The following is a 16,006-nucleotide window of genomic DNA, read 5'->3' as shown; positions in this document are numbered from 1 at the left end:
GCCGCTAGTTTCGCACGGCGAACGCGATGATCTCCGGGCCGCGGTGCTCGAACACCCGGCCGCCGGCGACCACGCCGATGAGCGCCGCCGGGATGCCCGTGGCGAGGCCCGCGGCGAGCGCGATCCAGGTCCACGATCCGCCGGACGACAGCGCCATCACCGTCGCGGTGACCGCCGGCGCAGCGAGCACGGCGATCACGAGCACGCTGAGCACCTGCACGGCGCCGCCGGACCCGCCGTCGGTCTGCGGCGCGCGGAAGCCGGAGGATCCCGGGCTCGGGGCCGCGTACGGGAACCGCGCCGACACGAGGCTGGAGACCCCGATCGAGCCGAGCAGCGTGGCGACGCTCATGCCGATGACGGCGGGCACGACATCGGCCGTGCCGGCGCCCCAGGCGGTCAGCGGGGTGCCGACGGCGATGACGGCCGCACCGAGCACGAGCACCGGCAGGGCGCGTCCGACACGGTCGGCGGCACCGGAGAGCGGAGCGACGACGTGCTGCCACACCGCGGTCGAGTCGTAGGCGACGTCGTTGTGCATCGTGCCCCAGCCGAGCAGCAGCACGACGACCGGCAGCGGCACGAGCGCCATCACCGAGAGCGGGATGCCGCCGATCGTCGCGGCGGCGATCATGAGCACCGGGATGATCGGCAGCGGCACGAGGACGCTGGCGTAGCGCGGGTCGCGCAGCCAGTAGACGACCGTGCGCGCGGCGATGGCGGCGAGCGGCGAGCCGCCGGTGAAGCGGAACAGGCCCAGCCGGTCGAGGCCGTCGCTCTCGCGCACGGGACGCGGCGGGCGGAACTCCTGCACCACCACGAGCACCCAGAGGCCGGCGAGCAGCACGTCCGCGGCGAAGGCGACGAGCAGCACCAGAGCGCCCGTGCCGCTCTCGCCGTGCAGCGCCGGCGCGTCCCAGACGGTGCCGACGAGCAGCCGGTCGAGCCGCTCGGCCATCGTGGCCACGTTCGTCGCGAAGTAGCGCGGGTCTGCCACCGTCGGCACGACGACGATCGCGAGGGCGACGACGAGCGCGGTCCAGAGCAGCGCCTGCAGGTTGCGCCCCATCGGGCTGCGGGCCACCGCGGCGCCGATCGTCGCCGACAGGCGGACGAGCAGCACGCAGCCGGCGAAGAGCAGCACCGCGGCGACGAGGGCGATGAGCCCCTGCCCGGCCGCGGTCCAGCCGGCGACGTAGCCGACCAGCAGCACGGCGAGCACGGCGACGTGCGGTGCGACGAGGTCGGTGAGCATGAGCGCGCCGGATGCCCGGACGGGACGGATGCCGTAGCCGACCAGCGCCCGCGGGCTCAGCGGCTCGATCCGCGCGATGGCCGCCGGGAGCAGCACCGCGCAGACGAGGACGACGACGCCGACGGCGACCGACACGGCGCGCAGCTGCGGGGCGTCCGTCGTGCCGAGGGAGATCATCCGCCCGGCGACGAGGATCGCGACGATCAGTGCGACCAGCACCCCGGCGACCCGGAGCGCGCCGGCGCGCTGCCGGGTCCAGCCGTTGACGAGGGCGTCGACCTTCAGTCGGAGTAGCTGTGCAACCACTCGAGGCCCTCCACCGCGCTGCTGCCGCCCGCGAGCTCGACGAAGCGGTCTTCGAGCGAGACGCCGGCGAGCACCTGCGAGGTGGGGCCGGCGGCCAGCACGCGCCCGCCGACGATGATGGCGAGGTCGTCGCACGCCGACTCGATGAGCTCCATGTTGTGGCTCGAGAGCAGCACGGTGCCGCCCCCGGCCGTGAAGCGCCGCAGCACCTTCAGCACGGCGTCGCTCGACACCGGGTCGACGGATTCGAACGGCTCGTCGAGCACCAGCATCCGCGGGGAGTGGATGAGCGCCGCCGCGATCGCGACCTTCTTCGTCATGCCCATCGAGTAGTCGGCGACGAGCCGGCTCAGCGACGCGGTGAGGCCGAACGCGCGGGCGAGGTCGGCGGCGCGGCGCGAGGTGACGGCGGGGTCGAGCCCGCGGAGCGCGCCCGCGTAGTGGAGCAGCTGGGCGCCGGTGAGGCGGTCGAAGAGGCGGAGCCGGTCGGGCAGCACGCCGAGGTACTGCTTCGCCACATCCGGATCGGCCCAGACGTCCGCGCCGTAGACCTCGACCGTGCCGGCATCCGGACGCAGCAGGCCGGTCGCGATCGACAGGGTCGTCGTCTTGCCGGCGCCGTTCGGGCCGACGATGCCGTAGAAGCTGCCGACGGGGATGTCGAGGTCGATGGCGTCGACGGCCGTCACCGAGCCGTAGGTCTTCGTCACGCCGCTGATCCGCAGGGCGGTGCGGCCCCGCGCGATCCGGCGCTCGGGACCGACCAGGTCGGCGAAGTCGGCCGGCTCGGGCGCGCGGTCGGCGCTCAGGAGCGGCTCGGCGGCGGGGGTCTCGGGGATGACCGGCTCGGGGTCGGGCCCGATCTCGGCGATCGGCTCGACCTCGGTGATCGGCTCGACCTCGGTGATCGGCTCCTCGGTGATCTCGTCGAGCGCGACCTCCTCGATGAGCGACGCGTCCTCCTCCGGCGGCGTCACCGCGGCGAAGATCTCGTCCTCGTCGAGCGGAGCCTCGGCCGGCGGATCGTCTGCGGCCTCCACGACCGCGGTCTCCTCGACCGCGGTCTCCTCGACCGCGTCGGCGACGGCAGCGTCCTCGACCACCGCGTCCGCGACCTGAGCGTCCTCGACCGGAGCGCCCGCGACCTGAGCGTCCTCGATGGGAGCGTCCGCGACCTGAGCGTCCTCGACCTGAGCGTCCGCGACCTGAGCGTCCTCGGCGACCTCCTCGACGGGCGGCGCGGGCGGCACGGAGGCGCGCGTGGCGCGGGTGCGGGAGCTGGTGGAGGCGCTCCGGCTGGCGGTGCCCCGAGTCGTCGCGGCCTTGCCGGTGCGCGACCGCGGTGAGGCGGTCGTCGACGCCGCGGCGGCAGCGGCGGTCGCAGCCGCCGACTTCGAGCGCGGGGTGCGGGTCGCGGGCCGACGGGCCGCCGGCTGGCGAGGCGTCTCGGCCGCCGCATCCGGGGCCGGACGGTCTTCCGCGTCGTCCGGCGCACGTCCCTCATCGGGCGGGGGCGGCGGGGGCGGGGCGTCCACCAGAGGAGCCTACCAACCGCATCGGCCGGTCCTGCTCGGACGGGGTCGGTGCCAGCCCGGATTCGTCGAATGCGGCGATAACGACCCGATCACGGTTCCATTGCAGTCGCCTGGGAACCCTGTTCACCTGTTGTTCACCGAGGCTAACGTTTTCTCTGCACACCGACGTGGCTGGATCTCCGTGCGCTCCCCGCACGGGTGAACGGCGAGCGAACCGCTCGTCACCGCACGATGAACCGGCCCCGCGAAACCCAGGTGAGACCCGATGAGGTTCACCGGAGTGAAGGAGAATCCGCATCGTGAGCACGCAGATCGTGATCCTGGCCGCCGGCCTCGGCAGCCGCCTCGGCCGCTCGCTGCCCAAGCCGCTCACCGAGCTGAGCGACGGCCGCACGATCATGCAGCAGCAGTTCGACAACATCCGCGCCGCCTTCGGCAAGAAGGCCAAGGTGACGATCGTCGTCGGCTACAAGATGGAGACGATCATCGAGGCGTTCCCGCACGCGTCGTTCGTCTACAACGAGCGGTACGACCAGACCAACACCTCCAAGAGCCTCCACCGCGCGCTCAAGGCGTCGAAAGACGGCGGCGTGCTCTGGATGAACGGCGACGTGGTGTTCGACCCGGCCGCGCTCATGCGCGCCGCGGAGTACATCGAGTCCGACCGCAGCTTCGTCAGCGTCAACACCGCGAAGGTGTCCGACGAGGAGGTCAAGTACACAACGGACGCCGAGGGCTTCATCCAGGAGCTGTCGAAGACGGTCAAGGGCGGCCTCGGCGAGGCCGTCGGCATCAACTACGTGTCGAGCGCCGACAAGGCAGGCCTCATCCGCCAGCTCGGCCGCGTCGACGACCAGGACTACTTCGAGCGCGGCATCGAGCTCGCCATCGAGCAGGCCGGCATGAAGGTCGAGCCGATGGACATCTCGGACCTCTACGCAGTCGAGATCGACTTCGCCGAGGACCTCGAGCGCGCGAACCTGTTCGTCTGATCTCCCGCGATAGGGTGGCGCCGTGAGCGCCGCCGCAGCTTCCGTGCGCGCGCCGGCGTCCTCGAGATGGACGCCGGCGCAGCGCTATCGGCGTTCCCTCTGGCTGCTGACGACCCGCGACCTCCGGGTGCGCTACTCGACCAACGCCCTCGGCTGGCTCTGGTCGGTGCTCGACCCGCTGCTCATGGCGGCGATCTACTGGTTCGTCTTCACGCAGGTGTTCCACCGCGGCGTCGACCACCCGCCGTACATCGTCTTCCTGCTCACCGGACTCCTGCCCTGGACCTGGTTCAGCGGCGCGATCAACGACTGCGCGAAGGCCTTCACGCGCGACGCGAAACTCATCCGATCGACCACGATCCCGCGCTCGATCTGGGTGACGCGGATCGTGCTCTCGAAGGGCATCGAGTTCGTCTTCAGCCTCCCGGTGCTGCTGCTGTTCGTCGTCGTCAGCCTGTTCACCGACGAGCCCGCGCGCCTCGACTGGCAGCTGCTGCTGTTCCCGCTCGCGATCGTGCTCCAGGCCATCCTCACGACCGGCATCGGCCTCATCGTCGCGCCGCTGGTCGTGTTCTTCCGCGATCTCGAGCGCGCCGTCCGTCTCGTGCTCCGGTTCGGCTTCTACGCGACGCCGATCATCTTCAGCCTGGCCGACCTCGGGCGCGTGCACCCGTCGCTCGAGATGATCGGCTCGCTCAACCCGCTGGCCGGCATCGTCGGCATCTACCGAGCCGGCTTCTTCGACGAGCCGCTCGACTGGGCGGCGATCGGCATCGGCACGGCCGTCTCGCTCGTGCTCCTCGGCCTCGGCACCCTGGTGTTCCGCCGCACGATGCCCGCCGTGCTGAAGGAGATCTGATGACGGATCTCGACCACTCCCCCGCCGCAGCGGATGCCGCCGACGCGCGCGCCGTGATCTCGGTGCGCGAGGCCGGCATCCGCTTCCGCCGCAACCGCACGTCGCGCCGGAGCTTCAAGGACCTGTTCTCGAGCCGCAACCGGCGCGCCCGCCCCGGCGAGTTCTGGCCGCTCCGCGGCGTCTCGTTCGACGTGCATCCGGGCGAGGCGATCGGCGTCGTCGGCCGCAACGGCCAGGGCAAGTCGACGCTGCTCAAGCTCGTGGCGCAGGTGATGATCCCCGACGAGGGGGTCGTGGAGGTGCGCGGCGGCGTCGCCCCGCTCATCGAGATCACCGGCGGCTTCGTCAACGACCTGACCGTGCGCGACAACGTCTACCTGACCGCGGGGTTGCACGGCATGTCGAAGGCCGAGATCGACGACGCCTTCGACGAGATCATCGACTTCGCCGAGATCCCGGACTTCGTGGACACGCCCTACAAGCACCTCTCGAGCGGCATGAAGGTGCGCATCGCGTTCGCGGTCGTCTCGCGGCTCGACGAGCCGATCATGCTCGTCGACGAGGTGCTCGCGGTCGGCGACAAGGCGTTCAAGGCGAAGTGCTACCAGCGCATCGACGAGATGCTCGCCCAGGGACGCACGCTGTTCTTCGTGTCGCACAGCGAGCGCGACCTCCTCCGGTTCTGCTCACGGGGCCTCTACCTCGACAAGGGCGCCCTGCTCCTCGACGGCGGCATCCGCGCGGTCGTCGACCGCTACAACGCGGACTACGCGCCGAAAGGCTGACCTCCGCCTCGATCCGCTGATCGGATGCGTCCATGGGATGCCGCCATCGGATGCCGCTCGCGGCATGGACCGGCGCGCAGGCGGGGCGATCGCGGCTCCGTGTCGGCTGAGGATGGCTCCCCCAGACCCGTCCTCCCCGCCTCATGACGGTCCGGCGACGTATCCTCCGATCATGGCCAAGCCGCTCAGCGCCGCGTCCCGTGGCGAGGTGCATCCGCGCATCGCCGGGATCGTCGACCGCATGCTCAGCGTCCAGCGCCCGGTCGTGCTGGCGCACCTGCGCTCGATCCGGTCGCGGCACCCCGACGCCGATCCGGCCCGGGTGCTGTCGATCCTCGAGACGCGGTATCTCGCGGCCGTCACCGGCGGCGGCGCAGCCGTCGGCGCGAGCGCGGCCATCCCGGCCGTCGGCATCGGCACCTCGATCGCCCTGTCGGGTGTCGAGACGGCCGGGTTCCTCGAGGCCACCGCGCTCTTCGCGCAGTCCGTCGGCGAGATCCACGGCGTCGCGATCGACGACCCCGAGCGGGCCCGCACGCTCGTGATGGCGCTCATGCTCGGCACGGGCGGTGCCGACCTCGTCACGCAGTTCGCCACGCAGGCAGCCGGCTCCGGCGCCACGCGCTCGGCGTACTGGGGCGATCTCGTCGCCTCGACCCTGCCGAAGGGCGTCGCGAAGGAGCTCGGCGACCGCCTCCGCGACGCCTTCCTCCGCCGCTTCGCCGCGAGCCAGGGCGCCTCCATGGTCGGTCGCGCGATCCCGTTCGGCATCGGCGCCGTGATCGGCGGCGCCGGCAACCACATCCTCGGACGCCGCGTCGTGCAGGCGTCGCGCAGCGCATTCGGCCCGCCGCCGCTCACCTTCCCCGACGTGCTCGCGCCGGTGGTCAAGGTGCGCGCCGAGCGGACGGGCACGGCGCGCGGGCGGCTCCCGCGGATCGGCCCGGGACGCCGTGGCCGGAGCGCCGGCGCGCAGCCGGAGGCCATCGAATCCAGCCCGCGCGACACCGGCGAGGAGGTCCTGCCCGGGGCCGGGAGCGCCGTGCCGACCGACGGTCACCCCTCCTCCACAGACGGCGGTCCCGCCGACTGATCCACCGCCGGCCGGACGCCGTCGGACGCCGCCCCTAGCGTCCGGCACGTGGACCCCTATCGACTCCCCGTCGCCCTCGACCGCAGCCGCTTCCCCCGGCTGCGCATCGTGAACACCGGCACGGAGTCCCTGCGCGGCGTCAGCGTGCTGGCGACCGGGTCCGCCCGGGTACTGGCGCCGGCGACGGCGGTGCTCCCGCCCGGCGAGCACCTCGACGTCGAGGTGCTGGGGGACGACGTGGCGCACGACTCGGCGCTCGTCGTCCGCTGGCTGCGCCCGGACGGCTCGGAGTGGCTCTGGCGGGCGGCGCTGTGCTGAGCCGGGGCGCTGCACCGACCGCGACGACGTGCCTAGCGGGCGCGGTCCGCTTGCGCGCGGAGGAAGTCGGCCGCCGTGAAGCGCGGATGCGCCGGGCCGAGCTGGTCGACGGTGATGCCGCGCACGAAGTCCGCCACGTCGACGCCGAGCACCCCGGCGATACGGATGAGCGTCTCGACGTTCGGGTTGCCGGCGCCGCGCTCGATCCGCCCGAAGTTCGCGACGTTGAGCCCCGCCAGGTCGGCCAGGTCCATCTGGGTCACCCCGACCCGGAGGCGCTCGGCGCGGATGCGCTCGCCGATGAGCCGCGCCGCAGCGGAGCCGTCGGCAGAGCCGCCCGCGGCGGAGCCGTCAGCCCCAGAGCCGCCGACCGCGGAGCCACCCGCCGCGTCGGGCACCTCGCCGGCCTCCGAGGGCTGACGGGCGGCGCGAGACGATCCGGTGGGCATGCGTCATGCCTACCGGTGAGACCGCTCGAACGCGAGCCGCCATGGGCGTGCGCGTCGAAAGCGTCGCGCGTGCAGGCGGGATGCGCCGCGCCGGGGGCGTCGCACCGGTCGGTCAGTCGTCCCCGTCGCCGTCGATCTCGTCGGGGTCGTGGGCCTCCGGGTCGCGGTCGTGGAGCGCGGCCTGCCGCTCCCACTCGGCCGACAGCCGGTCGATCGCGGCATGGAAGCGGATCGTCGCGGCGCCAGGCGTCGTGTCGCCGAAGTGGTGCCGCGACCAGCGCGCGAGCTCCGCCTGGGCCTCGGGGTCGCGCAGCGCGCGATCGACGGCGCCGAGCACGTGGCCGGCGTCGGCGGCGGTGAGCCACTGGGCCGAGCCGAGGTAGCCGGCCTCGTCGATCTCGGCCTCGGGCTCGGCGGGCCGGGTGACGATGATCGGCTTGCCGGTCGCCAGGCGGTCGTAGACCATCGCCGAGACGTCGGTGATGGCGACGTCGGCCGCCGCGAGCTGCCAGCCGAGCTCGGGTCCGTCGTCGAAGACGTGGTGCGCCGACGGGTCGCGGCGGTTCGCGTCGGCGATGGCGGCGATGATCCGCCGGTTCGCGTCGCCGAAGCGCGGGTCGACCACGCCGCTGCGCGGGTGCGGCCGGTAGATCAGCCGGTGGCTCGGCGAGGCGAGCACGGCCTCCGCCAGCGCGACGCCGTGCGTCCCGATGGAGCCGTACATCGCGGCGGGGCGGTCGCCCTCCCAGGTCGGCGCGTAGAGCACGACGACGCGGTCGTCCGCCGGGTAGGGCAGCTCCCCGGCCAGGTGGTCGGTCTGCGGTCGCCCGATGTCGATGGTGCGCGCGTCGACGTCGTAGTCCCAGAGCTTGCGGGTCAGGCGGTCGCGCGCCGCCTGGCCGGCGACCAGCGCGTAGTCGTAGGCCTTGAACTGATTGGTGGTCATGTACATCTTGTCGGACTCGCCGTGGTTGATGAACACGTGCCACATGCGGCTGTACCGGAACATCTGGAAGTTGCGGGTGTTCTGGTTGACGTACAGCACGGTCCGGATGTCCTGGCCGTCGAGGAACTCCTCGAGCTCGACGACCGTGCGCAGGTACTGCGTCGGCAGTCCGGACTCCTCCGCGATCGTGATCGCGGAACCCGGGCTGCGGGAGATCACCACCACCGGATGCGCGGCGGCGAGCTCGCGGAGCGGCGCGTACCACTGCCGGATCTGGTACAGGTTCGTCCGGTTGTCGGGGAAGTACACCGCGACGCGGAAGCTGCCGCGGGCCGGCTTCGGGAACAGCTCCGCGGACCGCCGCGCGGCCTCGCGCCGGTTCTCGCGGGAGCGGAGCGCGTTGCGCAGCAGACGCCGCGCCGACCCCAGATCGGACATCAGACCCATGCGCTCGATCCCCTCCCGGTCGACATCCCATCCTCCCAGCCCCGGCCGGTCGCCCCCGACCGGAGCGGGCGATCGTGTCAGAATCGTGAGGCTCGACGACCCGAGGCGAGAGGATCGGTTGCGGCGGACCATGGCGCGATTCACCTTCGGGTCCGGCAACGCCCGGAAGCTCCTCGCCCTGCCGCTGTACGCCCTCGGTGCACTCGCCGGCGCGGTGGTGCCGCGGTCGCCGCGACTCTGGGTGATCGGCAGCGGGATCGGCATCGGCGAGGGCGCTCGCCCGCTCCACGATCTGGCCGCGTCGCTGCTGGCCGAGCAGGACGACCCGGTGCGCCTGGTCTGGCTCGCCTCGACCCCGGCGGAGCTGGCGGAGGCTCGCGGGCTCGGGATGGACGCCGAGCTGAAGACCGGACGGCGGGGCTTCTGGCTGACGCTCCGCGCCCGCGCCGCGATCGTCACGCACGGCTTCGGCGACGTGAACCGGTACGGCATCCGCGGCGCCGTGATCGCGCAGCTCTGGCACGGCATCCCGCTGAAGCGGCTGCACCTCGACTCCCCCGAGGCGCTCCGCGTCTCGGTGCTGCCCGACCACCGGCTCGTCCGCGGGCTGATGCGACGCGCGTACGCGTCCGCCGGCCGGCAGATCTCGCTGTTCCCGGTCGCCTCGTCGCTCGTCGCCGAGCGGATCGCGACGGCGTTCGGCGTGCCGCGGGACCGGATCGCCCCCGTCGGCGACCCGCGCGACGACGTGCTCCTGCGCGGCTCGGCCGACACGCGCCGCGAGGAGGCCCGGGCGCGGATCGAGGCGGCCGTGGGGCCGCTGTCCGATGGCCCGATCGTGCTCTACGCCCCCACCTGGCGCGACGGCGACCCGGATCCGGGCGCGCCGACCGCCGCGGACTGGCGGGCGCTCGGCGGCTGGCTCGCCGACGTCGACGGCACGCTGCTCGTCCGCACCCACCCGCTGGGCGCGGGCGACTACGCCGCGGGTCCCACGACCTCGCAGCGGATCCGCCTGCTCGGGGCCGACGTGCTCCGCGAGATCACGCCCGCGCTGCCCGCGGTCGACGACCTCATCACGGACTACTCCTCGATCGCCTTCGACCACGCGCTCACCGGCGGGCGGCAGATCTTCCTCGCGCCGGACCTCGAGCGCTACGCCATGCGCCGCGGGCTGTACGGCGCGTACCGCGACTTCACGGGCGGCCGGCACGTCGTCGACTGGGCCGGGGTGCTGCTCTGGCTCGACGACGCGCGCGAGGTGTCCGCACCCCACACCCGCCACCTCGTCGCCGAGTACGTCGACCACCTCGACGGACGCGCCACCGAGCGGGTGCTCGCGCGGCTGCTCGCCCTGACCGGACGCCCCGTGCCGCCGTCGCTGACGGACGCCGTCGCGGATGCCGGGACGGCGCGGCCCCGGCTGCGCGCCGCGCGCGTCGACGGGATCGCGGGTGCTGGCGCGATGGATCCCGAGCGATCGCCCGACCCGGATGCCCGATCCGAGTCGCCGGCGGGCGCCCAGCGGGCGGGTGCAGAGCGGGCGGGTGCCGAAGGGTCCGCGCGGTCCGAATCGTCCGATTCGTCCGTGCCATCGCTCGTCGTCGAGCTGTCCGACGTTCCGGCGGGGGCCGAGCTCCTGCTCCAGGGCGTCCGCGCCCGGGTCACCGGGACGATCGCGCCGGACGCGGTGCCCGACTGCGACTCCGAGCGCGTAGCCGACGCCGACGTGCCGCGCGGCGGGGTCCTGCGCGTCCGCTTCCCCCTCCTCGCGGACCGCTGGGGCGCCGCCGGGCTCGCGCTGCCGAGCGGCACCTACCGGCTCGTCGTCCGGGCGCCGGGTGAGGAGCCCTCGACGCGGATCGTGTCGGAGCTCACCGAGCTTCCCGCCGCGGCCGAGCATCCGCTGTTCCGGGCCGAGCTGACGGCGTCGGGCGGCGGTGTGCAGCTCGTCGTCGGGCCGCCGCTGGGGTCGGACGAGCGCGGACACCGCGCGCAGCGCGCGCTCGAGGACGGCTACCACCGGGCGATCCACACGCCGGAGGACGCGGTCTTCCTCGAGAGCTTCTACGGGCGGACCGCCGCCGACAACCCGCTCGGCGTCGACCGCGCTCTCGCCCGGCTCCGGCCCGAGACGCGGCGGTACTGGAGCGTCGTCGACGGCAGCATCCCGATCCCCGATGGCGGCATCCGGCTCATCGAGGGCAGCCGCGAGTGGTGGCACGTGCGCGGCGCCGCGCGGATGCTCGTCGTGAACGACTGGCTTCGCAAGCGGTACCGGCGCCGCTCGTACCAGACCGTGCTGCAGACCTGGCACGGCACGATGCTCAAGCGCCTCGCGATCGACCGGCCCGGTGTGCCGCTGCGCACGCGGCTGGCGGTGCTCCGCGAGCGCGACCGCTGGAACGTCCTCCTGGCGCAGAACAGCTACTCGGCGGAGATCCTCCGCTCCGCGTACGCGTTCCGCGGTCCGATCTGGCTCGAGGGCTACCCGCGCAACGACGTGCTGACCGACGGCGACCCGAGCGCGATCCGCCGACGTCTCGGCGTGCCGGACGACGCCCGCCTGGTGCTCTACGCGCCCACGTGGCGCGACGACCGCGAGGAGCTCGTCGACTATCTCGACCTCGAGACGTTCGCCGACGACCTCGATGAGGGAACGATCCTGCTCGTGCGCGGGCACTCGCGCACCCTGCCGTTCGGACGCGATCTCGAGGGCGACCGGCTGCTCGATGTCACGGGGTATCCGAACGTCGCCGACCTGCTGCTCGTCGCCGACGTGCTCGTGACGGACTACTCGTCGGTGATGTTCGACTGGGCAAGCACCGGGCGTCCGATCGTCTTCTTCACGCCGGACCTCGCGCACTACGGCACCGATCTGCGCGGCTTCTACTTCGACCTGCTCGCCGAGGCGCCGGGGCCGGTCGTCGAGACGCGGGATGCGCTCGTCGACACGCTGCGCGACATCGATCTCACCGACGTCTTCACGGGTCCGCGCGAGGTCTGGCGCGAGCGCTTCGCCCCGCACGACGACGGCGACGCCGGCGAGCGCGTCGTGCGCCGGATCCTCGACGAGGGGCTGCTCTGACCGTGCATCCCCCGATCGAACCGGACGAGCGCGGCATGCTCGAGCGGCCGGACGGCGCGCGGCTCTACTGGGAGGCATCGGGCGCACCGGGCGGTCGCCCGGCGCTGTACCTGCACGGCGGGCCGGGCAGCGGGCTCGGTGCGGGCGGCTATCGGCGTCGCTTCGATCCCGCCCTGCACCGGATCGTCGGGATGGACCAGCGCGGCTGCGGACGGAGCGCTCCCTGGGCGATCGAAGACCTCGAGCATCTCGACGCGATCACGACGGACGCGATGATCGCCGACATCGAGGCCCTGCGCGAGCACCTCGGCATCGAGCGCTGGCTGGTGCACGGCGTCTCGTGGGGCTCCACGCTCGCGCTCGCCTATGCGCTCGAGCATCCGGACCGCGTGTCCGAGCTCGTGCTGACCGCCGTGACGTCCGGGGGCCGCGCGGAGATCGACTGGATCACCGAGGGCGTCGGCCGCGTCTTCCCCGAGGCGTGGGCGGCGTTCAGCGCCGAGGTGCCGCCGGGGGTGCGCGTCGTCGAGCACTTCGCACGGCGGCTGCGCGACCCGGATCCGTCCGTCCGGGCGGCTGCCGCGGACGCGTGGGACGCCTGGGAGTCGATCCACATCTCGCTGGACCCGGCCTGGCAGCCCGGACCGCTCCACGCGGACGCTCGGGCGCGCGCGAACTTCGCGACCCTCGTCACGCACGTCTGGGCGAACGACTGCTTCCGGCGGGGCGATGACGCGATCCTGAACCGCATCACGGCGCTGGCGTCCATCCCGGCGGTCCTCGTGCACGGCCGGCGCGATATCAGCGGCCCCGCGATCACGCCCTGGCTGCTGCATCGGGACTGGCCCGCGAGCCGACTGCAGATCGTCGAGTCGGAGGGGCACGGCGGCCCGACGGAGATGGAGCTGACGGCCCTGGCGATCGACGCGTTCGCACACGCGGCACTCGAGGGCCGCCCAGCGAGCCCCGGCTCGGCGAGCGCGGACCCGGCGAGCGCGGGCGCGGCGCTCTAGACCTCGGCGCGCGAGGTGTCGACGGTGTCGCGCGCGCCGCGGAGGACGCCGACGGTGAAGCCGAGCCCCCAGCTCACGTGCATGGTGGCGAGCGCCCGAGCGAAGCGCATCCGGGCGGCGATCGGACCGCTCCGCCCCGACCCCGTCAGCACCGCGGCGGCGAGCAGCCCGAGGTAGAGCAGCGGACCGAGGTAGACGAGCGCCAGCACCGCGCCCCACCAGCCGTGGAGGACGCCGGTGAGGTGCAGCGGGAGGAACACGATCGACACGACGATCGACAGCAGCAGCACCGGCGGCGCGAAGAAGCGCAGCGGGTTGCCGCTCGGCAGCCGGCGCACGAGCTCGCCGCGCCAGATGCCGGTCGAGTAGAACTGGCGTGCCAGCTTGCTCCACGAGCTGCGCGGGCGGTACGTGACGACGAGCGACGGGTCGAGCCACACCGTGTGACCGGCGGCGCGGAGGCGGTGGTTGAACTCCCAGTCCTCGCCGCGGCGGAGCGACTCGTCGAAGCCCCCGACGGCCCGGATGCCCTCGACGCGCATGACGCCGAGGTACGCGGATTCAGCGGGGCCGGCCGCGACCTTGTCGCCGCCGTGGTACGCGCCGCCGCCGAGTCCGTAGCGGCTGTTGTAGGCCCGTGCGACGGCCGACTGCACGCCGCCCTCCCCCACCGCGTGCATGACGCCGCCGAGGTTCGCCGCGCCCGTCGTGCGGAGGATGGCGACCGCGCGGGTCGTGTAGTCCGCGTCGAGCTCGGTGTGCGCGTCGACCCGGACGATCACCGGATGCGCAGCGGCCGCGATCGCGAGGTTGAGGCCGATCGGGATGTCCATGCCGGGGTTGCGGACGGTGCGGATGCGCGGGTCGCGCGCGCGCATCCGCTCGACGATCGCATCGGTGTCGTCCGTCGACGGCCCGAGCGCGAGGATCAGCTCGCTCGGGCCGTCGTAGCTCTGCGACAGCACGCTGTCGATCGCAGCGGCGATGTACCCGCCCTCGTTGAGCACCGGCATCACGAAGCTGACACCGGGAGCGACGGGGAGCGGCGGCAGCGGCTCGAACCGGTCGGCGCCCGTGCGGCCCGTGCCGGCGGGGTGTTCCGCCATCGCGTGCCTCCTGTCGTGCGCGCGGCGAGCCTATCAGCGCGCTCCTGAGGCAGACGCGCCGAGGCGGCGGGAGCGAATGCTCCCCCCGCCCCGACCGGCGGACTGCGCCGCCGCCCCTTCCCTGGGACTGGAGGTCAGCTCTGGTACGTGCCCAGAGTGACGGTCACCTCGCGCGCGTCGCCGTCGCGGACGTAGGTGAGCGTCGCGCTCGCCCCGCCCTTGAGCGCCCGCACCTGCGCGGTGAGATCGGTCGCGCCGGTGATGGGCTTGCCGTCGAACTTCGTCACGACGTCGCCCTTCTTGAGGCCGGCCTGGTCAGCCGCGCCGCCGGACACCGGGGTGTCCGCGATCACGGCGCCGACCGTGCTGCTGTCGGCGGAGGTCGCGTCGGTCACCGAGGCGCCGAGGAGGCCGTGGGTCGCCTTGCCGTCGGAGATGATCTCCTGCGCGACGCGCTTCGCGACGTTGACCGGGATGGCGAAGCCCACGCCGATCGAGCCGGACTGGCTGCTGCTGTCGCTCGTGCTGCCGGTGCTCGCGATCGCCACGTTGATGCCGATGAGCTTGCCCTCGTCGTCGAGCAGCGCGCCGCCCGAGTTGCCGGGGTTGATGGACGCGTCCGTCTGGATGACCGGGATCGAGATCGTCGACGTGGCGCTGGTGCCGCTCGATCCGCTGCCGTTCTTGTTGTCCCAGAAGTCGAACGGGCTGCCGCCGCCCTGGCCGTTGTTGCCGCTCGAGGAGTCGGAGTTGTCGGGCGCGGCGGACGACGCGATCGAGATGCTGCGGTTGACCGCGCTCACGATGCCGTCGGTGACCGTGTTCGACAGGCCCAGCGGGGCGCCGATCGCGATCACGGTCGCGCCGACGTTGAGCTTGTCGGAGTCGCCGTAGCTGATCGGCGTGAGGTTCTTCGCGTTCTTCAGCTTGATGACCGCGAGATCGTCGGTGGGGTCGGTGCCGACGATCTCGGCCTGGTACAGCGTGCCGTCGGACATCGTGACCTCGATTGTGCCGCTCGAGGTCGCGCCGTCGAGCGTGACGACGTGCGTGTTCGTGAGCACGTAGCCGTCGTCGCTGATGACGACGCCGGAGCCGGTGCCGGCCTCGCTGCTGGAGGAGACGCTGATCGTCACGACGGACGGCGACGCCTTCGCGGCGACCGCGGTGATCTGGTTGACGCTCGTGGTGTCGTTGACCGTGATGGTCTGCGGCTTCGAGTCGCTGGAGCTGACGGCCGTGCCGCTGCCGCGCGACGTGAGCGCGGTCACCCCGGCGCCCGACACGCCGCCGAGCACCGCGCCGATCGCCAGCGCGGCGATGACCGGGACGGTGATGGAGCGCTTGCGGGTCGGTGCGGTCGTCGTGCCGGTGGGCGCGGCGCCCGTGGCGGCGGGGCCGAAGGAGCTGCCCGACGTGCCGAACGGGTTCGCGGGGGCGCCGTGCGTCGGCGCCGAGCCGTAGGGCTGGTGCGCGGCGGGCTGCTGGGCGCCGGCGTACGCGCCGTGCGGGGCCGGCTGCCCCCACGGCTGCTGCTGGGCGGCGGGCTCATGGGCGACGGGCTGCTGACCGGCGGGCGACGGCTGGCCGGGAGACGACTCCGCGGCACCGTACGCGGCGGTCGGCGCGGTGCCGGACGGGTAGTCCGGCGTCGGAGCGGACGGCTGGACGGCCGTCTCGGACGCGTCGGCGGTGGGCGTCGCGTCGTGCTCCGTCGGAGCGGCAGCGTGCGCGGCGTCCCCGGTCGAGGCGGTCTCCGGGGCGTCGGCCTCATCCGGGGTGCGGGGGTCTTCGTTCATGCGTGCTGCGCTCCT

Annotated in this window: 13 protein-coding genes; 7 read left to right on the top strand and 6 right to left on the bottom strand. The window is 73.2% G+C overall.

Annotated features, from left to right (window positions below):
* Positions 1-4: 4 nt before the first annotated feature.
* Positions 5-1,561 (bottom strand): hypothetical protein, encoded by a 1,557-nt coding sequence (locus AC1RSJ_RS12325; protein ID WP_493118683.1) that lies wholly within the window; start codon positions 1,559-1,561, stop codon positions 5-7.
* Positions 1,537-3,096, bottom strand: a complete 1,560-nt coding sequence (locus AC1RSJ_RS12320) for an ABC transporter ATP-binding protein (RefSeq protein ID WP_493118682.1) — start codon at positions 3,094-3,096, stop codon at positions 1,537-1,539. The genes AC1RSJ_RS12325 and AC1RSJ_RS12320 overlap by 25 nt, the downstream gene beginning before the upstream one ends.
* Positions 3,097-3,395: 299 nt before the next feature.
* Between AC1RSJ_RS12320 and AC1RSJ_RS12315 the strand changes: the two genes are divergently transcribed.
* The 5 genes from AC1RSJ_RS12315 (at position 3,396) to AC1RSJ_RS12295 (ending at position 7,143) form a co-directional block, all read left to right on the top strand.
* Complete coding sequence (locus AC1RSJ_RS12315; RefSeq protein ID WP_493118681.1) at positions 3,396-4,088, top strand: phosphocholine cytidylyltransferase family protein; 693 nt, start codon at positions 3,396-3,398, stop codon at positions 4,086-4,088.
* Between the two features lie 22 nt (positions 4,089-4,110).
* Complete coding sequence (locus AC1RSJ_RS12310) at positions 4,111-4,947, top strand: ABC transporter permease (RefSeq protein ID WP_493118680.1); 837 nt, start codon at positions 4,111-4,113, stop codon at positions 4,945-4,947.
* Positions 4,947-5,732: an ABC transporter ATP-binding protein gene (locus AC1RSJ_RS12305; protein ID WP_493118679.1), complete on the top strand. Its 786-nt coding sequence runs from the start codon at positions 4,947-4,949 to the stop codon at positions 5,730-5,732. Before AC1RSJ_RS12310 ends, AC1RSJ_RS12305 begins: the two co-directional genes overlap by 1 nt.
* 172 nt (positions 5,733-5,904) lie before the next feature.
* Positions 5,905-6,825 carry a hypothetical protein gene (locus AC1RSJ_RS12300; RefSeq protein ID WP_493118678.1) on the top strand — a complete coding sequence of 307 codons (921 nt, stop codon included), beginning with the start codon at positions 5,905-5,907 and terminating at the stop codon, positions 6,823-6,825.
* 48 nt (positions 6,826-6,873) lie between these two features.
* Positions 6,874-7,143, top strand: coding sequence for a hypothetical protein (locus AC1RSJ_RS12295; protein ID WP_493118677.1), 270 nt, complete (start codon positions 6,874-6,876; stop codon positions 7,141-7,143).
* A 32-nt stretch (positions 7,144-7,175) separates the two neighbouring features.
* Here the strand turns inward: AC1RSJ_RS12295 and AC1RSJ_RS12290 are convergent, their stop codons facing one another.
* Together AC1RSJ_RS12290 and AC1RSJ_RS12285 are read right to left on the bottom strand one after the other, a co-directional pair.
* A complete protein-coding gene (locus AC1RSJ_RS12290; RefSeq protein ID WP_493118676.1) occupies positions 7,176-7,592 on the bottom strand; it encodes a helix-turn-helix domain-containing protein in 417 nt (138 codons plus the stop codon).
* A gap of 112 nt (positions 7,593-7,704) precedes the next feature.
* Positions 7,705-8,985, bottom strand: coding sequence for a CDP-glycerol glycerophosphotransferase family protein (locus AC1RSJ_RS12285; protein WP_493118675.1), 1,281 nt, complete (start codon positions 8,983-8,985; stop codon positions 7,705-7,707).
* Between the two features lie 130 nt (positions 8,986-9,115).
* On the opposite strand from AC1RSJ_RS12285, the gene AC1RSJ_RS12280 reads away from it, so the two are divergent.
* Together AC1RSJ_RS12280 and pip are read left to right on the top strand one after the other, a co-directional pair.
* Positions 9,116-12,073: a CDP-glycerol glycerophosphotransferase family protein gene (locus AC1RSJ_RS12280; protein ID WP_493118674.1), complete on the top strand. Its 2,958-nt coding sequence runs from the start codon at positions 9,116-9,118 to the stop codon at positions 12,071-12,073.
* A 2-nt stretch (positions 12,074-12,075) separates the two neighbouring features.
* Entirely contained in the window at positions 12,076-13,086 is a 1,011-nt protein-coding gene (gene pip / locus AC1RSJ_RS12275) for a prolyl aminopeptidase (protein ID WP_493118673.1), read from the top strand.
* Here the strand turns inward: pip and AC1RSJ_RS12270 are convergent.
* Together AC1RSJ_RS12270 and AC1RSJ_RS12265 are read right to left on the bottom strand one after the other, a co-directional pair.
* On the bottom strand, positions 13,083-14,192 hold the full coding sequence (locus AC1RSJ_RS12270) for a glycosyltransferase family 2 protein (RefSeq protein WP_493118672.1): 1,110 nt from the start codon (positions 14,190-14,192) through the stop codon (positions 13,083-13,085). The two genes, pip and AC1RSJ_RS12270, sit on opposite strands and share 4 nt — an antisense overlap.
* A gap of 134 nt (positions 14,193-14,326) precedes the next feature.
* Positions 14,327-15,991, bottom strand: coding sequence for a S1C family serine protease (locus AC1RSJ_RS12265; protein ID WP_493118671.1), 1,665 nt, complete (start codon positions 15,989-15,991; stop codon positions 14,327-14,329).
* Positions 15,992-16,006: the final 15 nt, after the last annotated feature.

This window comes from Schumannella sp. GW821-FHT10F01, from assembly GCF_058809295.1.
Note: the sequence above shows the minus strand (reverse complement) of the source record. Positions and strands in the feature narration are given on the sequence as shown.